The following is a 26,018-nucleotide window of genomic DNA, read 5'->3' on the forward strand; positions in this document are numbered from 1 at the left end:
GTGCAAATATACAACAATGAATAGAATACCATACAAATAGTATCCTTTAAATTTGTTGACGAATTCATTACAACACATTGGAACTTAACGCAAAACTCCTGAACTGGTATTCTGAAAACCAAAGAGACCTTCCCTGGAGGCAAACTCAAGACCCTTATCCCATCTGGTTATCCGAGGTAATTCTTCAGCAAACCCGTGTGGTTCAGGGACTTCCTTACTACGAAAAATTCCTGGCTGCTTTTCCCACAATTTTTGATCTGGCCGAGGCGGAAGAAGACTACGTTTTGAAGCTTTGGCAAGGATTAGGCTACTACAATCGGGCAAGAAATATGTTAAAAACGGCCCAACAGGTGGTTGAAAGAGGTGGAAAGTTTCCGAAAAACTACCTCGGCTTGCTCGAATTGAAAGGAATTGGCCCCTACACGGCGGCTGCTATTGCATCTTTTGCCTACAACGAAGCCGTGCCGGTGGTAGATGGAAATGTATACCGTGTTCTTTCCCGGGTGCTGGGCATTGATGATCCTATAGACACCACTACCGGAAAAAAGCGCTTTGCCGAAGCCAGTGAACTCCTCTTGGATCGCAGCGAACCAGGAACCTATAATCAGGCTATCATGGAATTCGGGGCCCTGCACTGCACGCCCAAAAATCCCTCGTGCCTCACCTGCCCTATGCAGATTGACTGTGTCGCACTTGAAACCAACCGGGTGGGAGAACTGCCGATCAAAAAATCGAAAACCAAACAAAAATCTCTATACCTTAATTATGTAATACTGCGAAAAGGCAGTGAATTATTGGTCCATCGCAGACCTGAAACCGGATTTTGGGCAGGTCTTTATGATTTTCGTCTGAGTCAATCTGAAAATCGGATCAGTCAAAAAACATTTGCCGAAGATATTCTACCCGAATTGATCGGAAATTTGAATAAGGTTAAAGTTCATAACATTTCACCGGACTATACCCATGTTTTGAGCCACCGGAAATTACACATCCGATTTTGGGAAATTGAAGTCCATGAATTTCCTGACCTAGAGGAAAGAGAACGAATCGTTTCTATTGAGGAGTTGAAAAATCTCGCTGTTCCACGGATTGTCGATAAGCACCTTTTAACAGGTTTGTTCAGCGATAATGATTAATTTTGGCAACTGAAGAGGGCTTACTTAACAGAATCATAGAAAGTTAGCTCAGCTCCAAACAACTAAAACCCAATTATTAGTGGCAGGAAGTGTAAATAAAGTAATTCTGATCGGCAACCTGGGTAAAGATCCAGAGGTTCGCTATTTTGAGGAAGGACGTGGTGTAGCTAATTTTCCTATTGCTACCACTGAAACCTACAAAGACAAAAATGGCAACCGACAGGAACAAACTGACTGGCACAATATTGTGGTATGGCGTCCCGGATTGGTAGGTATTGTAGAGCAATATCTCAAAAAAGGGAACAAGGTATATGTAGAGGGTCGATTAAGAACCCGGTCTTACGAAGATCAGAACAATCAAACCCGCTATGTAACCGAAGTTATCGTAGACAACTTAACCTTATTGGGTGGTAGAAATGAAGAGAATTCTTCAGGTGGCCAACCGGCCAGCTCTGCTCCACCAGGAGCTTCACAAAACATTTCAGAAGGGGAACAAAATACCAACATCGCTTCCGATTCTCAAGACGATGATTTACCTTTCTAAAATGATTTCCTCAGGAACTTGCTAAGGTATGGAACCTCCCCCTGAACCGCAGTGGATATATTTGTTTGCTCTGAACCCAATAACCTTGGGCTCCATCATTAGTTTTCTTGTTCTTTTATTACTCCTGTTAGCCTCAGGATTGGTATCAGGATCGGAGATTGCCTTCTTCTCTTTTGACCAAAAAAGATTGGAGGAGCTCAAGGAAAGCGACAACCGAACACACCAGTTGATCTTTCAACTACTACAGAATCCCCATAGCCTGCTGGCCACGATTCTGATTGCGAACAACTTCATCAACATCGCGATTATTCTCCTGTCCACCTCGCTTAGCTCCACGCTGTTCGATTTTGAAGGAAGTGAGTTCATGGCATTTATTATTCAGGTAATCGTCATCACCTTTTTAATTCTCCTTTTCGGGGAAGTTATCCCAAAGGTTTATGCCAGCCGAAACGCTGGAAGACTGGCTGGGTTAATGGCCTTTCCGATATTCCTGTTAAGTAAGATTTTTTATCCCCTAAGCGCCTTGTTGGTCTATTCTACTAATATCATCAACAAGCGGTTTAAGCAGCGAACAGAAAGTATCTCGGTAGACGAATTATCACATGCCCTGGAACTAACCTCAAACGAGGACTCAAAAGAAGAAGAAACCCGCATTCTCAAAGGAATCGTCAAGTTTGGAAACACCGAGGTTAAGCAAATCATGACTGCCCGGGTAGACGTTATGTCATTGGATGTAAACGAACCTTTTGAAACCGTAAGAAAACAGATATTGGATTCTGGATTTTCCCGAATTCCGGTATTTGAAGGCAACTTCGACAAGGTGGAGGGCGTGCTATACATCAAGGATCTCCTTCCTCATTTAGGTGAAAAGAATTTGGCTTGGAATCAATTGTTACGCCAGCCCTTTTTTGTGCCGGAAAACAAAAAGATTGATGACCTGCTCAAAGAATTTCAGGAAAAGAAAATTCACCTGGCCATTGTGGTAGACGAATATGGCGGCTCGTCGGGCGTGGTGTCTCTGGAAGACATTATTGAAGAAATTGTTGGTGATATTGCCGATGAGTTTGACGATGACGACATCACCTATTCGAAGTTGGATGATTACAACTACATCTTCCAGGGTAAAACACTACTCAAAGATTTCTACCGTTTGATGGATCTCGAGGGAGAGGAGTTTGAAGCATCCAAGGGCGAAGCAGACACCCTGGCTGGCTTTGTTATCGAAATTGCCGGTCGTATTCCCGAGAAGGCAGATGAAGTAGAATTTGATAATTACCTCTTTACTATTGAGGCTGCGGATAAACGTAAAATTGACACCATCAAGGTGACCATTCAGGAGGTTGAAGAAGAAGCGGAAAATGATGAAAAAGATTAAGTGGGCAACGCTGGGCGTTTTGTTTTCGGGCTGGCTCCTCATGGGTTGCGAAGAATCAAGCTATACACCAAAGCCACTGGGCTATTTCCGTATCGACTTACCTGAAAAAGAATACCAGCATTATTCCGGTTCCTGCCCTTACAATTTTGATTACCCGGTTCGCTCTCTTCTGGACACCATGAGTCAACGGGCTCAAGAAAAATGCTGGGTCAACTTACACTACCCACAACATCGCGCTACCATTCACCTGACCTACGTGGGCGTTGATGGAAACAACCTTGATGAATACCTGGAAGATTCCAGAAACATGGCCATGAAGCACACCGTGAGAGCGGATGCCATCGAAGAGCAGTTCTTTCAAAATCCTGAAAAACGAGTGTATGGGCTGATCTACAATTTTGAGGGAAATACGGCAACCAACTTCCAGTTCTTTTTGACCGATAGCACCGATCACTTTTTATCGGGGTCCATGTATTTTAATGTAGCGCCTAATTCAGATTCCCTGGAACCTGTCAGCGCTTACATCAAAGAAGATTTACGTCGCTTGATTGAATCTTTTAGCTGGGACTACGGAAACGGTGCAGGCCAAAAACCAGCGTAAGCAGCAACAACAAAGCGCCTAACTGGTGCAATATTCCCAAAGCAATTGGAACCTGGAGCAACAGGGTGACCACTCCGAGCAAAAACTGAATCATTACGATAAGTCCTGTCAATCGGATGGCTCGAACCTGAAGCTTGTCAATAGGCAATCGCATGGCCTTGAAATACAGAACCAAAACCCCAGCAAACAAGATCATGGCCAAGGTTCGGTGAACAAACTGCACCCCTGATTTTCCCTGAAGAAAGCTTTCGAGCAATGAATCCCCTAACCACACCGAATCAGCGATAAGTTGACCATCCATTAAAGGGAAAGTATTGTGAACCCATCCTGCTCTCAGACCGGCAACAAAGGCACCATAAAGGATTTGAATCAGGGTTAAGACAATAAGCCAAACGATTCCTTTTCGAATTCCAGGAAAAGCTATTTTACCTCGCTCCGGCCATTTCAATTCCGCCACTACCCAAATCAACCAACCGCAGGTGAGGAAGGCTGTGATCAAATGGGCGGCCAGCCGGTAATGGGATACCCGTGGCTCCTGACTCAATCCACTTTTTACCATAAACCAGCCCAGGAAGGCCTGGAAAGCACCCAGAAAAAAGGCCAAGAGCAGTTGCCGCATCAAAACAGGATTGAGCCATTTTTTCCACCAGAAGAATAAAAAAGGAAACAGGAAAACCAAGCCAATCAACCGGCCGAAATCGCGGTGAATGAACTCCCACCAAAAGATGGACTTAAAGTCTTCGAGGGTAAATTGGTAGTTGAGTTCCTGAAACTCCGGAAACTGCTTGTATTGATCAAACTTATCCTGCCAGTCTGCTTCATTCATGGGAGGAATGGAACCCATAAAAAGATTCCAATCGACCATACTCAGCCCAGAGTGGGTCAACCGGGTTATCCCTCCAATCATAACCATGATAAAAACCATAACTGCCCCGGTAATTAACCAGGTGATAATGATCTTTTTTTGACGCTCTGTTGGTCGGGAAACAACCGAATTTGTCATAGCAAGTGCTCCAGAATTTACCGCGCAAAGGTATATTCCAAAGACGCGTCAAACGAACATTGGTTCAACTATTTTAGGAAAAGAAAGGGAGTTAATCCCGGTGGAATTCTAATGATGAGAATAGCCGCCTGATTTGCGGTACGCCAGGATTAGTGCATCAAAAATACTCGGGAAAGAAATCTTTTCGAAGAGCACATCTTTGTTGATCAATTCTGGTGCAGAAGCTCGTTTCAGCTGAGCAGTGGGCTCTACAGGAAGCTCTCCAAAACTGGCGGGAAGTTCATCCAACACCAAAATTATTTCTTCTGAGTCCGTAAGCTGTTTATCGAAGATTACCTCTACCCGATTTTCTTCTGGAAAAACTTTTACGCTCATCACACCTTCTGATTGGCTCAATTGATTTTCCAACTGGTACAAATCATCATAACTGGAATGAGAAAGGGTAAATTGAACTCTTGATGGTTCGGTGGCTTCAGGTTTGTTATCAGAGCAAGCCGTGAAAAGCAACAATGCTAAAAGCCCCAGTATAAGGCCATTTTTCATGATAAACAGATTTAGGTGACTCAAAAGTAATACAAGCCCAGTGTTCTGCCTGCAGAAACGCAAAAAAAAGCACCTTATTTTCAAGGATTTATAATTTTTTCACAGGTTCGGCCCTCTCCCCTGTATCCACTATATTTGCGGCTCAATTATGGCGGAGCAGAAGAACAAGGAAATTGGGGTAGAAGAAGAGGAAATGTCATTTTTGGATCACCTGGAAATCCTAAGGTGGCATTTGGTACGCAGCGCTGCGGCCATCATCCTGTTTGGACTCATTGCTTTTTTCAATAAAAAGTTTCTTTTTGACGAGATCATTTTTGGCCCCAAAAGTTCTGATTTCATCACCTTTCGAGCCCTTTGTTGGTTTTCCGCCAAATTGCAGTCCTGGCTTCCTTTTTTAGGTGGCGATTTACTTTGTATTGGACAAAATTTACCCGAGTTGCGCAATATGACGATGGCTGGGCAGTTTACCACCCATATCATGGTTAGCCTCATTGCCGGACTTATTGTCGCCATACCCTACGTACTGTGGGAAGCTTGGCGTTTCATCGGTCCCGGGCTCAATCCTTCAGAGAAAAATTACTCCCGAGGCGGTGTATTTTTCACCTCGGTATTGTTTTTGAGCGGTGTGGCTTTTGGCTATTTTGTGATTAGTCCGTTATCGGTCAATTTCTTTATGAATTACTCGGTCAGCGAAAACGTGTTGAACACACCTACTTTGAGCACTTACATTTCCACAGTAACCACTGTGGTACTGGCTTGTGGTGTGGTATTTCAACTACCAATAATTGTTTATTTTCTAACCAAACTGGGTATTTTGAGCCCGCTGGTGCTGAAGAAATACAGAAGGCATGCCTTTGCCGGATCTATGATTCTCTCGGCCTTTATTACACCACCCGACGTTTTCAGTCAATTGCTGGTAACGGTTCCGTTGGTGTTTTTGTACGAGATCAGTATCTTTATTTCACGCCGCGTTACTAAAACAACTGAAAGTTAGGTGCAAACCTTTTGGGATACGGTATTGAGAGGAGCACTCTTTCTGGGAGTGACTTTGATGCTCGCTCTAAGCAGCTCGCCGCTGATGGCTCAAAAAACCATCGTAAAAGGTCGTGTGCTTGATGCCAGTACCCAACAGCCCCTGCCCTTTGTAAATATTGCCTTCAAGAATTCCAAGATTGGAACAACAAGTAATTTGGACGGTTATTTTACCCTGGAGACTTATTACCCCACAGACTCACTGATCGCTTCTTCGGTTGGATTTATCAAACAAACCAAGCGCGTTAAACGTGACGTCATTCAAACGATCAACTTTAACCTGCAACCTGGGGTGCAACTTCAGGAGGTGGTCGTTAGACCGGACAAAAAGGATATCAATCCAGCCCTCGTCATTCTGGACAAGGTGTTGGCTAACAAAAAGATCAACAACAAATCCAAGCTCGACGCCTATGAATATGAGGTGTACAACAAGGTGGAGTTTGACCTCAACAACATTGACGAAAAATTCAAAAGCCGAAAGGTTTGGAAGAAGTTTGATTTCGTATTCGATTATGTAGATAGTACTGGCGACAAGCCCTTCCTACCCATATTCATGACCGAATCGATGTCGGATTATTACTACACCCGCATTCCCAAACGGAATAAGGAAATCATCAAGGCAACGATGGTTTCGGGGGTAAAAAATGAGAGTATTCAGCAGTTTTTGGGAGATATGTACCAAAACGTGAATATCTATGACAACTACGTCAAAATCTTCAACAAAAGTTTCCTAAGCCCTGTGGCCAACGTGGGAAAGGCCTCTTACCGCTACTACCTGATCGATAGCTCCTTTGTAGAAAATACCTGGTGCTACAAAATCAAGTTTGTTCCACGTCGGGAGCACGAATTGAATTTTACCGGCTATATGTGGATCGCAGATACCACCTACGCGGTAAAGGAAGTAGAAGCAACGATTTCTAAAAGCGCCAACATCAACTTCGTGCAGGATTTGAGTATTCACCAGGTATACAACCAGGTGGAGAAGGAGGTATGGATGCTTACCCGAGACTACATGGAGGTGGATTTCAACCTCGCCGATCGAACCATTGGAATCTACGGTAAAAAGACTTCATCCTATCGAAATTTCACCATCAACAAACCCCGACCGGGTACCTTTTATTCCGAAGGGACCAACATTGTTGTGAAAGACGATGCCAACCAAAAAACCAGGGAATATTGGGAGAGTACCCGCCACGAAGAATTGTCGAAAACGGAATCTCAGGTCTACGAAATGGTAGACACACTGAATCAGGTTCCAGCCTTTAGGACTTATGTGGATGTCATCAAGATTATCACGACGGGTTATAAAGAGTTCGAAAAGTTTGAACTGGGACCATACACCAGCATTTATAGCTTCAACATTATTGAAGGTCATCGTTTTAAAATGGGAGCCCGAACTCTGAAGGAGTTCAATGAAAAGATTCGCCTACGCGGTTATTTGGCCTACGGAACCAAGGATCAACAGTTTAAGTATGCCGCGGGTACGGATATATTCTTCAGCAGGAAGCCCTGGAGCATGATCCATATTGACTACAACCGCGACATTGAGCAGCTGGGTACGAGTGTCAATTTTCAAGATCAAGACAATCTGTTAGCTTCGATTTTCAGGGCCAACCCAGCGAACCAATTGAATGCGGTAGAATCCTATAAAATTCGCTGGGAACACTTCTGGTCCGACGGATTTTCGCACAACCTAAAACTTCAACACCGCTCTCTATGGTCGGTGAGCGACCTGCTCAAATTTGAGCATAAAGGGGATGATGGCGTGGTACGCGATGCCGGATACGTCAAATTTACTGAGGTAGAACTCGGTATGCGCCTGGCCCTGCGGGAAAAGTTTGTACTGGGGTCCTTTGACCGTTACAGCCTCGGAAGTAAGTACCCGGTGGTAGGCGTCCAGGCTACTTTTGGACTCAAGGGAGTATTGGGAAGTGAATACGAGTACCAAAAACTATTTGTTTACCTCACCGACAAAATTTACATCAATCCCTTTGGTTATACCCAATTGGTAGTGGGTGCTGGAAAAATCTGGGGCTTAGTCCCTTTCCCTGCACTCGAATTGCATAACGGTAACGAAACCTTCTTTTACGATCCCCTGGCTTTCAACTTGATGAACTACTACGAATATGCCAGTGATGAGTACATCGAGGCGGGATTGACCCATCACTTCAATGGAATATTCCTCAACCGAATTCCTTACATGAGAAAATTGCAATGGAGAGAGGTGATCCACGTAAAAGGGGTTGCCGGAAATCTTTCTGCGGCCAATCAACAGGAAATGATCTTTCCTACTACCCTTACCGGACTTACGAAGCCTTACGTGGAAATGGGTGTAGGGATCGAAAACATCTTTAAAATTCTAAGGGTTGATGGGCTATGGCGCTTAACAAATCTTAGTAAGGGTAATGACGTGAAGAGGGTTCGTAATTTCGGATTAGCCTTTTCTTTGCAATTCGCATTCTAATATGATTCTACGAGCAGAAAACCTGGTTAAAAAGTACAAGAGTCGAACCGTTGTAAAGGGCGTTTCGGTCAATGTAGAGCAAGGAGAAATTGTGGGTCTCCTTGGTCCTAATGGTGCTGGAAAAACCACCACGTTTTACATGACCGTAGGACTTATAAAGCCCAATGGTGGTGAGATCTTTTTGGACGACGAAAAGATCACGAATCTCCCCATGTATAAGCGTGCCAAAAAAGGAATCGGATACCTACCTCAGGAAGCATCTGTTTTTCGAAAACTGAGCGTTGAGGATAACATCAAGGCGGTTTTGGAAATGACTAAACTGAGTCGAAAGGAACAGAACCACAAGCTGGAAGCGCTTATCGATGAATTTAGTCTGGACCATGTGCGCAAAAACCGGGGAGACCTTCTTTCTGGTGGAGAGCGACGCAGAACGGAAATTGCTCGTGCCCTGGCGGTAGACCCCAGTTTTATTCTGTTGGATGAACCCTTTGCCGGCGTTGACCCAATTGCGGTAGAAGACATTCAAGGCATTGTGGGTAAGCTGAAAGAAAAGAACATTGGTATTCTGATTACCGACCACAACGTACAGGAAACCCTTTCCATTACCGATCGGGCCTACCTGCTTTTTGAGGGTGAAATTCTTAAAGCTGGGACGGCTGAAGAATTGGCCAATGACGAACAGGTAAGACGGGTTTACCTCGGAAAGAACTTCGTTCTACAACGGAAAGTTTAGACCACCCTTCAGCCACATCCATTTTTCTCCCTTCTGATTTTCTGTAAATTAGCCCGTATGGAACGGCAATTACCCTGGAAACAGATTATCAGCTTAGGTGCGCTCAATGTTGCACTTGGTATCAGTTGGATCGCTTACCACGAATACCAACCCCATCTCTTAGAATCATTTGGACTTACGGATATGGCTCGCCTACTCATCTGGATGAAGGCCATTGTTTTGGTTTGCATTCCTCCTCTGGCTGGATGGATTGCGGATCGAATGTTCCGAAAGGGCAGCAACTTCTTTTTGGTTTTCGCCATTGGAATTGCCGTTACAGCGATGATTTTTATGGTGGTGGCCACCTTGATCAGTATTCCCCAGAGCCCATGGATTTTGACAGCCCTGCCCGTTATGATTGCCTTTTGGTTAATCTCAATGAACATATTTATTAGTCCTGCGAATTCTTTGATCGAACGATTTACTTCTCAGGAGAACCTCCCTTTGGTCATGGGAATTCTGATTTTAGCATCTGATCTCAGCTATGCCCTGGAACCCTTAATCGTAGGCCTGGTTAACTTTCTCGGCCCTACCCTAACCTTCATTACCGGAGGAGTTTTGGTCGGCGGATCGGGTTATTGGTTTCTCAAATCATCTACAGCCACCGTAGCTGAAAAAACTCAGATTCCCCTCCAAGAGAGAAACAAACCTTCAAAAACCGGCAATCCCTACCTCATCATTATTGCGATGGGCATGGCTTTGGGATTGGGCAAAGGTTTGTTGATGGAATTCATTCCATCTCAAGGCCCGGTAGGATCCATGAGTGGATCCGTATTTTCCTTTCTTATGCTTGGTGTTTCCGCCGTTGCAGCACTCCTGTTAGGGCTTCGTACTCATGCCAATCAACAGCGAGTATTTACCATTGGCATTGGAATGATGATTTTGGGCGGTGCTATTTTGATCAATGTACCATTGACCGCTTTGAAAATCACCGGGGCTGTCATTGTTGCCCTTGGATTTAGTGCATCAGGAATTACTGGTCTTCCCCTTGCCTTTCAAAGGCTAAGGGAAAACCAACTTATTCTGGGTACTGGACTCCTTTTGGGATCCAGTGAAATAATTAGCGGAATATTAGAGATCCTCGGCTAAGCGATTACTGCACCAACAAGCGGTGAGTAGCGGCTTGATCTCCTGAAATAACCTGAATTAAGTATACTCCTGGATCTACCTGAAGATCTACGTTAGCTTGGTGAAAATCTGCAATACTCACCCATTGCTTATTGTACACTTCCTGCCCGTTTGGAGAGAATATGCGTACTTCCAAGTCAAGACCGGCCAATCCGGAAACATTCATGTGGAAAGAACCATTGTTTGGATTTGGGTAGAATACTACCTCAGCCAATTCTTGAGTAATTGGATTTAGGCCTAAGCAAAGAGAATCGTAATCTACACGAACTGTATCTCTGGCAGAACAATTGGCAGCCGTGCTATTGTCCGTTAATTCTACCCAAAACAGATCGCTTTTTTGAACCTCAATAGTTTGAGTGGTTTCACCTGTGCTCCAGTTGTAAGTCATGTTAGCAATTCCTGGATCCAGCGTCACTTTTGCATCGCCACACATAGAAGTATCGGCGCCCAAACTGAATACCGGAGCTGCTACTACTTCCAAAGTATCGAAAATAGAGTCGCGGCAATTGTTTACATCGGTGAATGTGTAGCCAAATTGGTGCTTACCTGCTCCGGCTGCATCGGTATCAAAAGATCCTGTGGCACGGTTTACGTACATTCCATGGTACTCTCCACCGTTAGGCATTCCACCACTTAGGTTAACTGCTCCTTCATTGGAACAAACGGGAGCTGGGGTGGTAATGGTAACCGTTGGAGCGGGATTCACCATAATGGTTTGTTCTGTGCTGTCGCTACAGTTATTTCCATCTACGAAAACGTATTTGATGGTATCCAATCCGCTTCCGGCTTGACTCGGATGATATTGGTTTCCAATAACCCCTCTACCCGAATACGTTCCTCCGAATGGAAGTCCACCTGAAAGCATAAAGGCTGGATTGTTCTCACAATTGGATGGGAATGGAATCAAACGAACAATAGGAAGAGAATCAACGCGAATGGTCTGGTAAGCAGAATCCGAGCAACCTCTGTTGTCCACGTATACATACTTAAGCGTATCCACTCCATCATTTACGGGATCATACTGTCCATTAACAACGTGAGGACCACTATACACTCCGCCTGTTGGAGTTCCTTGACTAAGTGAAACCAATCCTGAGTTGCGGCAAACATCGCCAATAGCTCTAAAACCTACTTTAGGAGTTACATCTACACGAATAGTGGCCGTATCGATATCGGTACAACCCAAACCATTGGTGAACGTATACATCACGGTATCAAATCCAGCTCCTACAGGTAGGTAAACGTTTCCATTAACCTGATTTCCTGAATACGTTCCACCGGCAGGCATTCCTGTGTTCAAAATGATGGAATCGCCATTCAAGCAGATGCTAACTGGTAAAGTAACAGACGCTATCGTGATGGAATCCACACCTTGCTGTGCACTAACCGAATCAGCACATCCTTTTGAATCGGTGTAAGTATAGGTGATGTTGTGAACTCCGGGTCCGGCTACTGCTGGATCAAAAATGTTGTTGCTTACACCAACTCCTGAGTAGTTACCTCCCATAGGAAGACCTGAAGTAAGTGGGAAAATTCCATTGTTTTCACAAACCGGATTTCCTCCGGTAAAAGAAACCTGAGGAATGGTATCCACCGTGATGTTTTGGGTCGCCGTATCCGAACATCCGTTAGGTGCCGTGTATACGTAGCTAATCACATGAACTCCGGATTGAGCCTGGCTGGGTTCAAAGATCCCTCCATTTACCCCGTTTCCGAAGTAGGTTTCTGTACCACCAGCTGGAGTACCGCTACCTTGGTTTAGGGTTACACTACCACCGTTTTCGCAAACATCGGCCAGGGCCGTAAAAGTAGCCGTAGGAGGTGTATGTACATTCGTTTTTAAAGTATCGTTTGATCGGTTATCATCGATAGATCCGGATACCGAGTCTGTCCAAGCGATTACCACATCGGTAGAACCACCACCGAAAGAGAAAGCTCCTAATGAAACCGTGTCCTTTTGGTTGGTGCTCAGGTTAAGCCCCGAAAATCTGGCCCGGGTCTGGCTGGTACCGTTGACCGTCCAGCCGATGGATACGGAAGTCATGGTAGCCGAACCCTTGTTTTCCACCACAACCATCACGTTGTTAGAAGACGCACAGGTGTCCGGTGAAATCTGTTCAACAATGGCACCATCATTCACCTGGGCCTGGACCGTGAAGGCAGATAAAACAGTGATAAAGAGCGTGGAAAGTCGGAAAAATCGATTCATATCTTTTGGAAATAATTTGTGCAAATATCGAAAAAACCGAATGTCATTTGACGAAACCCCTTCGAATGGAAAGGATTAGGCAAAATATCGGTTCTATCGGGAAGAACATTTAATTCGAAGGAAGGTTGGGGTTTGTTGATTCAAGCGTATTCATTCATAAAGGTCAAAACACCGAATTGACTCTTCGTTTTTGGTTACTTTAGACCGACCAAACTCAATAACCAAGTAGAATTTAACCCATGAAGTATTTCTTTTTGTTTGCTCTTTTGTGGGCTTTGCCGGGCTTTTCTCAAACTCAAAATTCGAAACCCGTAATGACCATAGAGGAATATGATGAAAAAGTATTGCCTTTAAGAAATCAGGGTGTTGTCCATTATCAGCAAGAAAGGTTTGATAGCGCATCTCATTACTATAATCTTGGGATCGAACAATATCAAAATTTCGAGTCAGATTCGAACAAAGCGGAATTGTATCATTACTTGGGAATTTCCGAATATAGCTTGGGTAAAATATCATCATGTATATCCTCAATCCAACTTTCAAGACACATCTACGAAGATCTCGGGATTTATGGACACCATCTAGAATTAGATCAAATATTAGGGTTGAGCTTTAAAAAAAAGGGGATGTATGTAAAAGCATACGAAACAACTTTATCCATTCTTCAGGCTGAAAAAGAAAGGGCAAACCCTGAGTCGGTTTATAAATACTATAACACCCTCGGAAATCTACAAAAGGAGTTCAAAAACTACAACAAATCCCTATTCTTTCTTTATAAGGCTCTAGAATCATCATATTTAGCCAAAGACACTTTAGGCACTTCAGGAGTAAAAAACAATTTGGCCCAAGTTTACCTATTAAGCGGAAATTTAGACTCAGCCAAAAAATACCTTTATGAGTCTCAAAGAATAAAATCAAAATCAAAGCAATTAAGATCACTATCAAATACACAAAGCTTAATTGGGGACTTATATTTTAAATTGAAAAATTTAGATAGTGCCGAATTCTACTACAAAAAAAGTCTTGATATAAGACTGATAATTGGTGACTCATCAAAAGTTTCTTCATCCATTGCTCAGATAGCTCGAATAGAAACTCATAAAGGCAATTTTCACTATAGCGATTCTTTATTAAGCAAAGCCGAACGCCTTTCTTTACGAGATTCAATCAATGGCACACTTCCAGATATTGCGAAAATTCGAATCGAATGGAGCGAAGCCCTCGGCGACCCAAAAGAAATCTCCAAATGGTACCGCATCAAGGACTCCCTTCAACAAAAGATCTACGGCATCGAAAAGCAAGAGGCCATTGACCGGATGCAGATTGAATTTGATGTGGAGCAAAACCAAAAGGCCCTGGCACAGGAGGAGGAAAAAAGTCAATTGCTGGAGGAACGGAATGCTGCTCTGTTTCGGACGAACTCTTTGCTCATAGGTGGAGTAATTCTGCTTATTCTTTTCTCCATATCGATGGTCTACCTGCTGAATATCAACCGGAAAAACAACCGCCAACTTCGGGCTCAAGGAGTGCAGTTGGAAAAACAAGCTGAACAAATTCAGGTTCTCCATCAAGAATACAAACACCGAACGAGCAACCATTTTTCCATGATCAGCGCCATGTTTCAAATCCACGACAAGGCCAGCGAAAGTCAATTACTGAGCCAGGTCCTTCAAGATTATAAAGGTCGGGTAGACTCCCTGTCTATGATCAACCGGCACCTGGTTAATCCTTCGGGAGAAAAAGAAGTGGTGGATATGTCCAGTTACCTGGATGAGCTTATTCAAAATACAGAGCTCGGGTATACTTCTTCTAAAAGCGTTTCTATTCAAAACGAACTACGGCGCTTTTCACTTCCGTCTTCATTGGCCATGAAAATGGGAATTATGGTTCATGAATTAATGACCAACTTCTTTAAGTATGCCCTGGAAAACAATCCATCGCCCGAATTAATCATCCTAACGTTATTCGAAAACAATCAGGTCTTCCTCAAAGTGCAGGACAATGGCCCTGGATTAAAAGACGCCCAAAGCAGCTCGCACTCATCCACCGGATTCGGTCTTAGGCTTATCCAAACTTTTGTCCATGAATTGGATGGGGAAATAAGTCTATCTTCTGATGAGGGTTTTAAAGTGGAAATCACCTTCCCCTTCCTCGAGAAAAGCTAAAAAACTATGAGCCTGATTCTATCCTACACCCCAAACCAGGGATTCACTCTAAATAGAAATGAATTTCAATGGGGAGAAGACAGAACCCATGTGCACCAAAAACTAGGCTCACCGTCTGAGAAGGACAACCTACGAGACATTTACGAAGATTACAACGGCAGCGAAAACTATTTTTTTCTCACCTACAATCCGGAGGGCCAACTTAAAGAGCTGGAGGTGCACGAGGGGCTATCGGTTCAAACTAATGGCTTCGAACTTGAGTTCGGAAATGACCTACCAGAAATAATCAAGCATTTGAGCAGATTGGGTTTTAGACCGCAAGAAATGGAACCCGGACATTACTTGTTTGCCGAACTTAAAATGGTACTTTCCACGGATGAATCCATGGGTGGTGAAGGAAATGGGCTCTCCTATTTTTATGCGGCTCAGACCATTACCCATTTGATCGAAGAATGACCCTTAGGTATTATTCTTTGGCCATTGGAACGGATCGTAAACGCCTATGCTTTGGAGGTTAAAACCTTATTCTACTCCTCTTCAGACTCGCCTTGAATCTGACTTCTACGGGTATGGTCTGCTTTACTCAGGGTTCGGTTTTCCGGTGCCTGTGACCAATCAATCTGAGGGCCTTTACTGGTATTCTCAGCCTGCTCCAATTTCCGTTGTTCAGCTTTGTATTTTTTCTCTTCTTTTTTGCGTCGTTTCTTTTTCTCCCGATCGCGTTTTCCAAATGTTTGTTGTGATTTCGACACTCTTATCCCCTGTTAATCTACTAAAGTTACAGCTTTTCCTTGTTTACCGGCTCTTCCGGTTCTACCGATTCTATGGATGTAACTATCCATATCCATAGGCATCTGATAATTGATGACATGGGTTACATCATCCACATCAATGCCCCGTGCGGCTACATCTGTTGCGGCCAGTACCTGCAATTCGCCTCTGCGAAATTTATTGAGAGCCCGAATCCGGTAGTTCTGAGTTTTGTTGCCATGAATCTCGTCGACATCTATCCCCGATTTTCGCAGCTTGGACGTAATTCTTTTCACCCAACTTTTGGTCTCCGCAAATACCAAAACCTTTTCATATTCGTCTTGTTGGATCAAATTCAAGAGAACCGAGAACTTATTTTCATTCGGCTTAATCCTTATCACTTGCTGCTCAATATGATCAGAAGTTTCCTTTCCAGAGGTCGTTCGAACCATTTCCGGATTTTTCAACAGTTCATCGATAGATGGTTTCTGTTTGTCGTTAACGGTAGCCGAAAACAATACCGTTTGATCTCTGTGCACCATTCCACGTGCGATTCCCATTACTTCTTTGACAAATCCCATGTCGAGCATTCGATCAAATTCGTCAAGAATCAACCCGTTGTAGCTTTTCAATCGAAGCGCCTTGCGGACAATCAAATCCTGAACCCTTCCAGGGGTTCCGATAACCAGCTGAGGCCTTTCTCTTAAGCGCTGAATATCCCGATTGACTGAAGTTCCACCAATCACACAAATAGCACGCATAGGGAGCTTTTTGGCCAGGCTGTTAAACTCTTCCTCCACCTGAACGGCGAGTTCACGGGTGGGTACCAGAATGAGCGTTTTTCGGTTTTTGTTTTCTACCAAAAGTCGCTGGATGAGCGGGATCAAAAAGGCCCCGGTTTTACCTGTTCCAGTTTTAGCAATCCCCAATACATCCTTTCCTTCCAGCTGAAATTCCAGCGAGCCGTCCTGGATCTGAGTTAATTGCTTAAATCCCTTGTGGGTAATATTTCGGATCAACCGATGATCCAAAGGAAGAGATTTAACCTCTCGATGGAGAGTTACTTCCTCGGGTTTCGCCGGGCTCGCTTTTCGAATTAAGGAATCCGGATTTATGGATGATACCCGTTTATTTTTCTTCCTATTTGAAGCATGTCGGGGTTTGGATTTGGCCCGAACGGGTTTGCCCTTATTGGGCATAGATTTATTTCTTGTTTGCATTTTTAACAATTAAAGAGTCTCCCTAATTATGGAGACTGGTGGTTAACTAATGGTAGGAAGGCTATCGAACTTTCTCAGCTCGGCCCAGGTCATAAAGCAGCTTAACGTGCTCCATAGAGGCCCGGGTAAAACTTGGATAGGAGTTGTAAGGAAGATCGAATTCACGGGCAGTTTGCTCCACAATTTTTGAAATGCTCTTATAGTGCACGTGACAAATATTGGGGAAGAGATGGTGTTCTATTTGAAAATTCAATCCTCCGATAAACCAGGATAACACCTTGCTATTGGGTGCAAAGTTACTCGTTGTTTTTAATTCGTGGGCAATCCAGCTATTTTCCAGGTCGCCAGACTCGTTGCTTTGATGAATTTCACAATTGGGCAGCACATGAGCAGACTGAAAAACCATAGAAAGAGTCAATCCAACAATAAAGTGCATAATCACAAAGCAAAGGATGGTAAATCCTACGGGAACCGGGGAAAGCCAAATGGGTAGAGCCAGGAACAGGCCAAAGTAAATCACTTTCCAAATCACCAAACTCACCATCAGCTCACGGAATTGTCCAGGCTTTGGGGTGAGCCCCATTTTTTTGAACTTGTAGGCTCTAAAATATTCTCTAAAGGTTACTCGAGCAAGAATAGAAATCCCATAGAAAAACCAGAAATAAAGGAATTGGAAACGATGGATCGGCCTTAACTCTTGATAGGGTGTAAACCGCAGAAAGGACGGAGCATTTATATCATCATCGATCTGATCGACATTGGTATAGGTGTGGTGCAACACATTATGCTGTAATTTCCAAACTTCGGCATTGGCTCCAATAATATTCATCGATAGTCCCAAAAGTCGATTTACTCTGGGGTTTCTGGAATAAGCTCCATGGTTAGCATCATGCATCACCGAAAGACCAATGCCCGATTTACCAATACCCATAATCATCCAGAAAAGAAAAATGACCCAGTAATTGGTAAACAACCCTGAAATGATGCACAGAAAAGGAATCAGGTACAAGGCAAACATAACGATGGTTTTTACCACCATTGTCGAATTGGCAAATCTTGAAATGTCGTTGGACTTGAAGTGCTCGTTTACTCTTTTACGTATGGTTTTTAGGAAATCACGATCCTTCTTCGTGTCAAATCTGGCAAATGCTGTCATTAAGTGAGGTTCTCCCCTTCTTTTGGCCCAAAGCTTCTTCCTGCAAGAAGTAGCCCCCTTGGTACTATTCAGGTAATTAATCAACTGAATCCAACTGTGGATACAGGTCCGTTAAGCGTTTATACGTGGAGAGGATCTAACTAGGGATGGGAAAGGCCAATCTGGTACATCTGCTGTTCCGAGCGCCAAAGATAGTATTATTCGCGAACGAACAAATTAAGCAAGCAATCAGTTAAAATACAGCGAATTACACTAACCTTAAATTCTTTATAAATAAGCAATGCCGGAAAGGGACTACCTTTGTCCACTTAGTAAAAAATGCAGGTTTCCTGGAGTAGAATCGGCTTGTTGTTTCTGTTGGTCGTAGCCCTTATCGGGACCCTTCTGCGCGGTCAGTTTCTGTTTTCCCTCCCCTTTCAATACGGGCACCTCGTTCATGCTCACTCCCACGTGGCATTTCAAGGTTGGATTTATCCCTTAATGCTCCTTTTTCTAACCCACCTTTACCTGGATTCTGAAACCATTAAAAAAGGCAGATACGCCCTCCAATTCAAATGGACTATTCCCCTAATTATTGCGATACTGGCCTCGTTTTCCCTTCAGGGTTATGCCTTGTATTCAATCATTTTCTCAACGGTTTTTCAAGGGCTTAACTACTGGTTCATTTTCCGCTTTTTAGGGGATTTGAAAAAATCACCTAGCAAGAAGAAAGATCTGATCTCCATCCATTATATCAAAACCGGCCTTTGGCTTGGGCTGCTTTCCACCTTGGTTCCTTTTGGCATCGGCGCCATGTCTGCCAAAGGATTAGGAGGAAGCGAGGCGTACCAATCACTCGTCTATACTTTTCTGCATTTGCAGTACAACGGCTGGTTTTTGTTTGTGGCACTGGGGCTTTTTTACCGCTTATTGGAAATCAGAAACATTCCTTATCATAGGCCAAAGGCCAGGCATGGATTTATCCTTTTTGCGCTGGCCGCTCTACCGGCCATTACCCTTTCTCTCCTGGGAATGAGTTTTGCTCCATACCTTCAGGTACCAGCCACCCTCTCTACGATAATGTTACTCGCAGGGGCCATTTACTTTGTACTTTCTGTTCAGTCTGTCTTGGTCGCCTTTTGGATCAGTTTGCGTCGCTGGAGCCGGGTATTTATCGGGCTGTTCCTTTTCTTCTTTGTTCTGAAAACTGTTCTTCAAAGTCTCTCAGTTGTGCCCATTTTTCAGGACTATGCTTTTACCAGCAAATCGATCATCCTGGCCTACTTGCACCTGAGCCTTATCGGGGTGATTTCTTTCCTGTTTCTTGGTCTTCTCATCGAGCTGGGATGGATTACCACCAAAAAGCTTGTCCCCGTTGGATTAACTCTCTTCCTAACCGGATTTTGTTGGACTGAAATGCTCTTGGTATTCGATGGGCTTCACTGGATATTCTATCCTTCGACCGCCCTTTTCATAGGAAGTGCGATGATGGCTTTGGGCATCTTTTTAATTGTTATTCATCCCACATCGAAAACTGCTTATCATGGAAAAATTTGAATGGTTTACCCTGGCCAGGGTGTTGCACGTATTGGCCGTTGTTCTATGGATTGGCGGAGTCGGCATGGTCACCACCGTGATCATACCGGCCATTAAAAGATTGGCCTCCAAAGAGGATCAAATAAAGACCTTTGAACAAATTGAAGGACGATTTGCGCTCCAGGCAAAAATCACCACGTTGATCACAGGCATCACCGGGTTTTACATGCTGTATGCGCTCAATGGATGGCATCGGTACTTTGAATTCAAGTATTGGTGGGTTCATACCATGACGCTGGTATGGGTCATTTTTTCACTCGTGCTTTATATTTTGGAGCCCTTCGTCCTGCACAGATTATTTAAAAAGTACGCTAACAAAAACCCGGAAAAGACCTTTCAAATCATGCACCGGGCGCATTGGTTTTTACTTCTCCTTAGCCTAATCACCACGGCAGGTGCTGTTGCCGGAAGTCATGGTTGGTTTGTGACCGATTGAAGGTTGAAAACCTCTGGTTGTCAAGGGTAAGCCGCTGCGTTTCAACCATAAATTTTTGGCTTTGCCGAACAATGTCACTTTTCCCTGTTTGTTGGGCAAACTATTACCCTAATCGCCCGTAATTCAAGTTGATAGCGGAAACACTGAATACCGCTCTTCCAAACCTTAATTCATGAAAACGGCTGTCGTTTGTTTAATTGCTGTGCTTTTTTGCCTGCCCACTAAGGCCCAAAACTCAACGGTTCATCCCGTCCAGCAACAACTCGACTCAGCCGAATACTATTGGCCCATAGATGTAATCAAGGCTCGGTATTTTTTGAATCGTGCTGAGGAATTGAGCCTGGAATCGAAGGATACACTTTGGATGATCAAATCCCTCACTCGAAGCGGACGGGCCTACCACTTGGATGGAGACAGTGAACAAGCCCGCACCAAGCTTTATGAAGCACTTCAGCTTCACGGCGACCAAAAGCGAGATTCCGTATTAGCGGATATTTATGATAACCTTGGGCTGATTTACCGCAATGCCGCCTATTTTGACCAGGCGGATTCATTTTTTGTGCAATCCCAAATGATACATCGCCTCGGTAAAGACACCTTAAAATGGGCCAATGTGATCAACAACCAGGGATGCGTATATCGAGACAAGCTCATCTTTCCGATCGCAAAAGTCTACCTGGATTCATCACTAAATCTCCTGGGACGATTCAAGGATTCTCATGTTTACCTGGAAACCGTATACCTCAAGGCCATCATCCTCTACGACCTGGGGTTTTACGATTCAGCGCAATACTACATGAAGCTAAACATTGCTCTGGAAAAAGAACATTACGGCCTGGCACCGGCGGCCAATTACGTCCGACTTGCTGAGATAACCCTGCGCGGCGGAGATGATGATGAAGCCCAACTTTATCTGGATACGGCTTATCAGACACTGGATCGTACGCAAAACGATTTGAGATCGCTGGCCCGGGTCTATCGGGACCTTTCTGAATATTACGAAGCGGCTTTGGAATACTCTTCCTCCCTGGAGGCTTACAAAAGAGTTTATATGCTCCGGGAAATGATTCTTCTCCAAGAAAATGAAGGAAAAATTAGTCGTGCGGAATCGGAGTTTGAGGTTTACAAAAAGCAGCAGCAAATTCAAGTTCTTAAAACCAAAAAAGAACTGGCCGAAGCCCGGTCAAGGGAATTCCTCATTGTTCTTTCCTCCGCCCTTCTGGTACTGCTGTTGCTGGGTCTTCTGGTCATTTTTAAACACCGGGCTCAACGAAAAAGCGCCATGCAGAAGAAAGCTCTGGAAATGCAAAACGAAAAACTGGAGCGACTCAATGAAGAAAAAAGTGAACTGCTGGCCATGGTGAGTCACAACCTTAAGACTCCTCTTGTTGGCATCCGGTATCTTCTGGGAAGTATTCTTCAGGCATCAAAAGATGATCCATCCGGGCATCATGAAAAAATAGGCATTGTACAATCCAATATTGAACGGATGATCGATTCTACTCAACTGCTGATTAAGCACTATAGAATGGATTTAAAACAAAGCAGCCCGAAACAAAAAGTGGATGTCAATGACTTAATCTATAGCCTTATTCAGCTCTACCGGGAGCATGCACGCTACAAGCATATTCAAATTCAATTTACACCCGCAGCTACACGCAATCCAGTTCAAATTGAAGAACTTCTTCTCTATCAAGTATTGGATAATCTCTTATCCAATGCCGTAAAATATGCCAGTGAATACTCCACCATTCAGCTAAATTGCTCCCTGCGATTTGATCATTTTCTTTGTCTGTCGATTACCAACCAGGAACATATGCCCGAAAGCACCTCCGGCTCTGACTTTTCCGGATCCACACCGATCACGGTACACCACAAATCACATACCCAATTATCTACTGGGCTGGGCCTATACCTGATTCGTAAATACATGGATGGATTGGGGGTAAGGTTTGGTCGTCACGCAAAAAAGGGAGGATTCAATTTTCGATGGTTATCTCGGTCCAAAACTAAGGTTGAATCCACTTCATGCGAATCGCATACCTCGTTAATCCCGAAAGCGTTTTGAGGCCCAACTTTTTCATCAGATTGCGTCGATGCGTCTCTACGGTAGAAGGACTGATAAACAACCGGTTGGCCACGTCCTTGGTAGAATGATCGTCCACCAACAAATGAACAATTTCCTGCTCCCTTTCTGAAAGAGGGGATTGAGAATGAGCGGAAGCACTTGCAAATAGGTCGGCCAAAGAACCCACGGTTTTGCTTCCCACCAAAAGCTGCCCGGCAGCCACTTGTCGTATAGCTCGGATCAGCTCATCTTCGCTCACCATTTTGTTGACATATCCGTGGCAGCCCAATTGGATAAAAGCGGAAATAACTTCTCTTTCTTCATGCATGGAAAATCCAAGAATGCGGAGATGTGGGTAGGTACTTAGCAAGTATCGGGCAAATTCCATCCCGTTGTCCTCGCCTAAATCAATATCGAGAATGACCACTTGAATTTGGCTATAATTCAATCGCTTGGCGCGGTCTACCCGATCTACCACATGGACTAATTCGATATCAGCTAAAGGTTTGAATATCGCTTGCAGCCCATCGAGCATGATTTGATGATCATCTATGGCAACAACTTGAATCATGGTTGAAGGGTAAAAATAAGGAGTAGATTCAAAATTTTCTGCCCCGTTTAAATAGGAATTTGCCAGTTCACCGAATCCTTTTTTAAAACTGGAATCTCACAAGGCGAACCTTAACAACCTTTCGTCTGAAAGCAATCAAATCTCCTCCAAAATAGAATTTCCGGACGAGCAATCACCGGATGTCCAGCTCCAGGATTCGTGCAATCGAATTTTTCCATTGTCCATGATTTCGGGTTTGGACGTACAAATTCCAGTCATCAACTCTCCCTTAGAATTCACTTGGTGGTAGCGCATCTCAATGTTTCCATCCGGATCTACCAAACCCATTAGATGCCCGCTTCGAATGGATTTACCCGAATACGTACAAGTAAGAATATGGTCCTGTTGCTGGTAGTGGAAAATGGTTTCCTCACCGACTTCTCCATTTTCACTGGTTTCCACCGGACGAAAAGTTTTGTTGTGGTAATTCATGGCTGCTGAGGTTCAAACGATTTCTACAATTCTATCAAATTTCTTCCAGCGAAATTGAGCCGTCGTCAAATCCCTAAAGAAATCAGGGAATTCATGAGTCTAAAATAGCGGAATCCGCTACTCAAATCCGGGATTCGGGTATAGTTACCCCCTGGCCGACCCTCTACCTTTGTTTAGTCAGTAATTACCTGAAGAATAGAGGCCTCCCTAATTAAACCTTACAAATTATCTAATGCAAATCTTATGAAAATCAATACAACTTTTACCCGAATATGGGCCTTCCTTGTCGCCCTCGTATTAACCCCGGCAATTAGCTGGGGTCAGCTGGTGCCCAACGGCAGCTTTGAAAGCCACTCTGCCCTTCCCACAACCTATGGTCAAATTTACCTTTCCACACCTTGGGAAAGCGCCACTACGGACGGAACTCCTGAATATTTTCATCGCAATGCCAGCACCGGATCGCCCGTTTGGTTGCCTCGTACCTCTATGCTCGAATTTGGGGTGCAGGACGTAGATATCAACTGGGGAGAAGCTTACGCCGGAATCAATATTGGAGAAACCGCAAGCCCCCTCCAAAACGTCGATAATTGGGAGTACTTAAGCATTCCCCTGGACTATGGTGGTCTGGACCCTACGAAATCTTATACCGTAAGCTTTAAAGTTAATATTATTGATCACGACGCCACTCATATTGGATTAGTTAAACCGAGCATTGATATTCCAGTTGGAGGAATTTCGGCTTTCTTATTTAACGAAACCACTTACCCTAATTTGGTATTGGCCAATCGCACCACTGGGGTTCCGTTGACCTCTTACGTCACCAATTACCCCTTAGCATTTGAAATAAGTAACACCTCTTTTATCGCCGATGAAGACAACTGGGTAACCGTATCTGGCCAGGTACCCGTTCGTCCAGGTGGGGTAGTTCTCGATCGACTTATGATCGGCAGTTTTTTGTCTGAGGCAGACTTACGTTCAGGAGCCGGAATTTTTCTTCCGAGCGATCCTGTCGGAACCTACGCCTTTATTGACGATGTAAAAATTGAAGTGAATTCATCCACCGCTTCAGCATGTAATTGCGAGGACATTGAATTTTCAATGGCTGGAAGCGGGCCAGGTTGCAAGGAACTCGATATTTCCATGCCCCCAGGTTGTCAATTGGATGTAGATGAAATCGTAGTTACGGTAGAAGGAAACCTAACGTCAGCTAACAAAGGTGGAACCATTACCGCTGGAACAGACCCTGGCACCGAAGTCATCACTTGGGACCGGGATGCTTATTCAGGCAAATACCAATTCTGTTTTTCCGGAAGCACTATTGGCACTGTGCTCATTCAACTCAAGGACAACGCCGGAAATCAGCTGTGCCGAAAAATGATCAACTGCACCTGCAACGGTTATGAATGGACCTTTGAGCGGGAGTACAACAGCGAAGATAGTAGCTGTTGCTTCAACTACAAGGTTAAACGAATCGCTGAAAATGCCTGTGAAATCTACGGTTTCGGCATCGCAGGAGACGTTGACTTTCAAATACCTTACTACGCCGGAAACGTGATTTTGCCCAATGTTGGCGACGAACTCAGCTCACAGACCATGGTTTGCATGGACAAGTCTGCCACGGAATTGGATTTAGAATTGTACAATTTCACCGCCAATCCAGCCGATGGATACGACGTTCAATGCAGCTACAACTACGAGCTCGAAGATTGTCCCGAAGCCTGTTGTGACGACATTGACATTCACCTCATTCGCTCCCCTGGCAACGATCCCGATTGCGCCGATATCCGCGCCATTTTCGGAAATGATGCATGCCCATCGATTACAGCGATTCGTGTGATTGACAACTTTTTTCAGATTCAAAATACCGTTGCTCTATCAACGAGTTTTCCCGGAAATCAGCACCTAGGTAGTTACTGCTGCGCCCACGGAAGCATTTTCGATTACACCATTCAATTTTTAAATGTTCAGGGTGAAGTCGTTTGTCACAAAAGAGTATCTGAGAACTGCGATGATATTCAAAGTTGTTGCGATGGCATTCATCCTACCACCACAGCTCAAGCTACTCAAACTACTCCGGGCATTGGAATTATCGATCCGGATACCATCAGATGTTGTTGGGATATTAATGTTCCTTGGATCATAGGTGAACATTGTGATGTTGCCGGATGGATGGTATTGGATGCCGGGACACCCGTTCCTGCAACCGCCATTACCTTCCCAAATTCAAACATGGGAACCTTCTGCAGCCACAACTACACCTTCGATTTGGGCCCACTTTTGGCTCCCGGCCAAGTATCTACTGTTGAACTGTACCTCGATCAAGTATTAGCCGTGTATGATTCAAACGGAGATCTTTTGTGTACCAAACCCATTCGTGACACTTGTGAGCTTACCTTTTTTGGCCCACCTACCGGTGGAGGTGGATTTGAACAGGGCAAGCAGGGAACCACCGGCATTGAGGATCTGATTGTGGATAAGGAGAATTTCAAGGTAGCTCCCAATCCAACTGAAAATCGAACCACCATTTCCTACACGCTCAACAAACCATCTTCCATTCAACTTTCCTTGTACAACAGTGCGGGTGAGCTGATCACCATTATTGAAGAAGGGGAACGGGAAACGGGAGATTACAGTTTGAGCTACGATGTATCCACCCTACCCATGGGCATCTATTACATCTTTCTTCAGACGAATTCGGAACGGCATTCTTTGCCTGTTCAGATTATCAAATAAGGCGCTATCCATTTTCCCGCCCAAAGGCCGTATCCCTAACAGGAACGGCCTTTTTTAGTTTCTAAC

General features: G+C 44.3%; 22 protein-coding genes. 14 read left to right on the plus strand and 8 right to left on the minus strand.

The window, feature by feature from the left end:
- Positions 1-77: 77 nt before the first annotated feature.
- The 4 genes from mutY (at position 78) to gldD (ending at position 3,656) form a co-directional block, all read left to right on the plus strand.
- On the plus strand, positions 78-1,136 hold the full coding sequence (gene mutY / locus KFE98_06120) for an A/G-specific adenine glycosylase (protein ID UTW63718.1): 1,059 nt from the start codon (positions 78-80) through the stop codon (positions 1,134-1,136).
- Positions 1,137-1,215: 79 nt separating this feature from the next.
- Complete coding sequence (gene ssb / locus KFE98_06125; protein UTW63719.1) at positions 1,216-1,680, plus strand: single-stranded DNA-binding protein; 465 nt, start codon at positions 1,216-1,218, stop codon at positions 1,678-1,680.
- A 28-nt stretch (positions 1,681-1,708) separates the two neighbouring features.
- The gene (gene gldE, locus KFE98_06130; protein UTW63720.1) at positions 1,709-3,055 is read left to right on the plus strand and encodes a gliding motility-associated protein GldE; all 1,347 of its coding nucleotides are present in this window, start codon (positions 1,709-1,711) and stop codon (positions 3,053-3,055) included.
- A 40-nt stretch (positions 3,056-3,095) separates the two neighbouring features.
- Positions 3,096-3,656, plus strand: coding sequence for a gliding motility lipoprotein GldD (gene gldD, locus KFE98_06135; protein UTW64652.1), 561 nt, complete (start codon positions 3,096-3,098; stop codon positions 3,654-3,656).
- On the opposite strand, the gene KFE98_06140 is transcribed toward gldD, so the two are convergent.
- Positions 3,613-4,659: a COX15/CtaA family protein gene (locus tag KFE98_06140; protein ID UTW63721.1), complete on the minus strand. Its 1,047-nt coding sequence runs from the start codon at positions 4,657-4,659 to the stop codon at positions 3,613-3,615. The two genes, gldD and KFE98_06140, sit on opposite strands and share 44 nt — an antisense overlap.
- A gap of 108 nt (positions 4,660-4,767) precedes the next feature.
- The gene (locus tag KFE98_06145) at positions 4,768-5,202 is read right to left on the minus strand and encodes a heavy-metal-associated domain-containing protein (protein UTW63722.1); all 435 of its coding nucleotides are present in this window, start codon (positions 5,200-5,202) and stop codon (positions 4,768-4,770) included.
- A gap of 148 nt (positions 5,203-5,350) precedes the next feature.
- Between KFE98_06145 and tatC the strand changes: the two genes are divergently transcribed.
- Genes tatC through KFE98_06165 form a run of 4 tightly spaced genes read left to right on the plus strand, consistent with a single transcriptional unit; the run spans position 5,351 to position 10,559 of the window.
- A complete protein-coding gene (gene tatC, locus KFE98_06150) occupies positions 5,351-6,196 on the plus strand; it encodes a twin-arginine translocase subunit TatC (protein UTW63723.1) in 846 nt (281 codons plus the stop codon).
- Positions 6,197-8,698, plus strand: coding sequence for a carboxypeptidase-like regulatory domain-containing protein (locus tag KFE98_06155; GenBank protein ID UTW63724.1), 2,502 nt, complete (start codon positions 6,197-6,199; stop codon positions 8,696-8,698).
- Between the two features lies 1 nt (position 8,699).
- A complete protein-coding gene (lptB, locus tag KFE98_06160) occupies positions 8,700-9,431 on the plus strand; it encodes an LPS export ABC transporter ATP-binding protein (protein ID UTW63725.1) in 732 nt (243 codons plus the stop codon).
- Between the two features lie 57 nt (positions 9,432-9,488).
- A complete protein-coding gene (locus KFE98_06165) occupies positions 9,489-10,559 on the plus strand; it encodes a hypothetical protein (protein UTW63726.1) in 1,071 nt (356 codons plus the stop codon).
- Positions 10,560-10,563: 4 nt separating this feature from the next.
- On the opposite strand, the gene KFE98_06170 is transcribed toward KFE98_06165, so the two are convergent.
- Entirely contained in the window at positions 10,564-12,807 is a 2,244-nt protein-coding gene (locus tag KFE98_06170; protein ID UTW63727.1) for a T9SS type A sorting domain-containing protein, read from the minus strand.
- A 626-nt stretch (positions 12,808-13,433) separates the two neighbouring features.
- On the opposite strand from KFE98_06170, the gene KFE98_06175 reads away from it, so the two are divergent.
- Complete coding sequence (locus KFE98_06175) at positions 13,434-14,972, plus strand: tetratricopeptide repeat protein (protein UTW63728.1); 1,539 nt, start codon at positions 13,434-13,436, stop codon at positions 14,970-14,972.
- Positions 14,973-14,978: 6 nt separating this feature from the next.
- Entirely contained in the window at positions 14,979-15,428 is a 450-nt protein-coding gene (locus tag KFE98_06180) for a hypothetical protein (GenBank protein UTW63729.1), read from the plus strand.
- Positions 15,429-15,499: 71 nt separating this feature from the next.
- On the opposite strand, the gene KFE98_06185 is transcribed toward KFE98_06180, so the two are convergent.
- From KFE98_06185 to KFE98_06195, 3 genes are all read right to left on the minus strand, one after another.
- Positions 15,500-15,724, minus strand: coding sequence for a hypothetical protein (locus tag KFE98_06185; protein UTW63730.1), 225 nt, complete (start codon positions 15,722-15,724; stop codon positions 15,500-15,502).
- A 12-nt stretch (positions 15,725-15,736) separates the two neighbouring features.
- Positions 15,737-16,921: a DEAD/DEAH box helicase gene (locus KFE98_06190; protein UTW64653.1), complete on the minus strand. Its 1,185-nt coding sequence runs from the start codon at positions 16,919-16,921 to the stop codon at positions 15,737-15,739.
- 82 nt (positions 16,922-17,003) lie between these two features.
- A complete protein-coding gene (locus KFE98_06195) occupies positions 17,004-18,098 on the minus strand; it encodes an acyl-CoA desaturase (protein UTW63731.1) in 1,095 nt (364 codons plus the stop codon).
- Positions 18,099-18,416: 318 nt separating this feature from the next.
- Between KFE98_06195 and KFE98_06200 the strand changes: the two genes are divergently transcribed.
- From KFE98_06200 to KFE98_06210, 3 genes are all read left to right on the plus strand, one after another.
- Positions 18,417-19,634 (plus strand): hypothetical protein, encoded by a 1,218-nt coding sequence (locus KFE98_06200; GenBank protein ID UTW63732.1) that lies wholly within the window; start codon positions 18,417-18,419, stop codon positions 19,632-19,634.
- Positions 19,621-20,109, plus strand: a complete 489-nt coding sequence (locus KFE98_06205) for a hypothetical protein (protein ID UTW63733.1) — start codon at positions 19,621-19,623, stop codon at positions 20,107-20,109. The genes KFE98_06200 and KFE98_06205 overlap by 14 nt, the downstream gene beginning before the upstream one ends.
- A gap of 172 nt (positions 20,110-20,281) precedes the next feature.
- Positions 20,282-22,177 (plus strand): hypothetical protein, encoded by a 1,896-nt coding sequence (locus tag KFE98_06210; GenBank protein ID UTW63734.1) that lies wholly within the window; start codon positions 20,282-20,284, stop codon positions 22,175-22,177.
- On the opposite strand, the gene KFE98_06215 is transcribed toward KFE98_06210, so the two are convergent.
- Entirely contained in the window at positions 22,119-22,748 is a 630-nt protein-coding gene (locus KFE98_06215; GenBank protein ID UTW63735.1) for a response regulator transcription factor, read from the minus strand. The genes KFE98_06210 and KFE98_06215 overlap by 59 nt on opposite strands.
- A 135-nt stretch (positions 22,749-22,883) precedes the next feature.
- A complete protein-coding gene (locus KFE98_06220) occupies positions 22,884-23,219 on the minus strand; it encodes a n-acetylglutamate synthase (GenBank protein ID UTW63736.1) in 336 nt (111 codons plus the stop codon).
- A gap of 243 nt (positions 23,220-23,462) precedes the next feature.
- Here KFE98_06220 and KFE98_06225 point away from each other — a divergent pair, with 243 nt between their 5' ends.
- Positions 23,463-25,952, plus strand: a complete 2,490-nt coding sequence (locus KFE98_06225; GenBank protein ID UTW63737.1) for a T9SS type A sorting domain-containing protein — start codon at positions 23,463-23,465, stop codon at positions 25,950-25,952.
- The last annotated feature ends 66 nt before the right edge of the window (positions 25,953-26,018 follow it).

This window comes from bacterium SCSIO 12741 (assembly GCA_024398055.1).
Classification (GTDB): Bacteria; Bacteroidota; Bacteroidia; order Flavobacteriales_G; family Salibacteraceae; genus SCSIO-12741.

Coding starts and splice junctions, on each gene's coding strand:
- KFE98_06190 (UTW64653.1), bottom strand. CDS start 16,921: ATGCCCAATAAGGGCAAACCCGTTCGGGCCAAATCCAAACCCCGACAT.
- KFE98_06145 (UTW63722.1), bottom strand. CDS start 5,202: ATGAAAAATGGCCTTATACTGGGGCTTTTAGCATTGTTGCTTTTCACG.
- KFE98_06205 (UTW63733.1), top strand. CDS start 19,621: ATGGAAAAATTTGAATGGTTTACCCTGGCCAGGGTGTTGCACGTATTG.
- gldE (UTW63720.1), top strand. CDS start 1,709: ATGGAACCTCCCCCTGAACCGCAGTGGATATATTTGTTTGCTCTGAAC.
- tatC (UTW63723.1), top strand. CDS start 5,351: ATGGCGGAGCAGAAGAACAAGGAAATTGGGGTAGAAGAAGAGGAAATG.
- gldD (UTW64652.1), top strand. CDS start 3,096: ATGGGTTGCGAAGAATCAAGCTATACACCAAAGCCACTGGGCTATTTC.
- KFE98_06215 (UTW63735.1), bottom strand. CDS start 22,748: ATGATTCAAGTTGTTGCCATAGATGATCATCAAATCATGCTCGATGGG.
- KFE98_06165 (UTW63726.1), top strand. CDS start 9,489: ATGGAACGGCAATTACCCTGGAAACAGATTATCAGCTTAGGTGCGCTC.
- KFE98_06195 (UTW63731.1), bottom strand. CDS start 18,098: ATGACAGCATTTGCCAGATTTGACACGAAGAAGGATCGTGATTTCCTA.
- KFE98_06225 (UTW63737.1), top strand. CDS start 23,463: ATGAAAATCAATACAACTTTTACCCGAATATGGGCCTTCCTTGTCGCC.
- KFE98_06220 (UTW63736.1), bottom strand. CDS start 23,219: ATGAATTACCACAACAAAACTTTTCGTCCGGTGGAAACCAGTGAAAAT.
- lptB (UTW63725.1), top strand. CDS start 8,700: ATGATTCTACGAGCAGAAAACCTGGTTAAAAAGTACAAGAGTCGAACC.
- KFE98_06180 (UTW63729.1), top strand. CDS start 14,979: ATGAGCCTGATTCTATCCTACACCCCAAACCAGGGATTCACTCTAAAT.
- KFE98_06200 (UTW63732.1), top strand. CDS start 18,417: ATGCAGGTTTCCTGGAGTAGAATCGGCTTGTTGTTTCTGTTGGTCGTA.
- KFE98_06175 (UTW63728.1), top strand. CDS start 13,434: ATGTATGTAAAAGCATACGAAACAACTTTATCCATTCTTCAGGCTGAA.
- KFE98_06170 (UTW63727.1), bottom strand. CDS start 12,807: ATGAATCGATTTTTCCGACTTTCCACGCTCTTTATCACTGTTTTATCT.
- KFE98_06140 (UTW63721.1), bottom strand. CDS start 4,659: ATGACAAATTCGGTTGTTTCCCGACCAACAGAGCGTCAAAAAAAGATC.
- KFE98_06210 (UTW63734.1), top strand. CDS start 20,282: ATGAAAACGGCTGTCGTTTGTTTAATTGCTGTGCTTTTTTGCCTGCCC.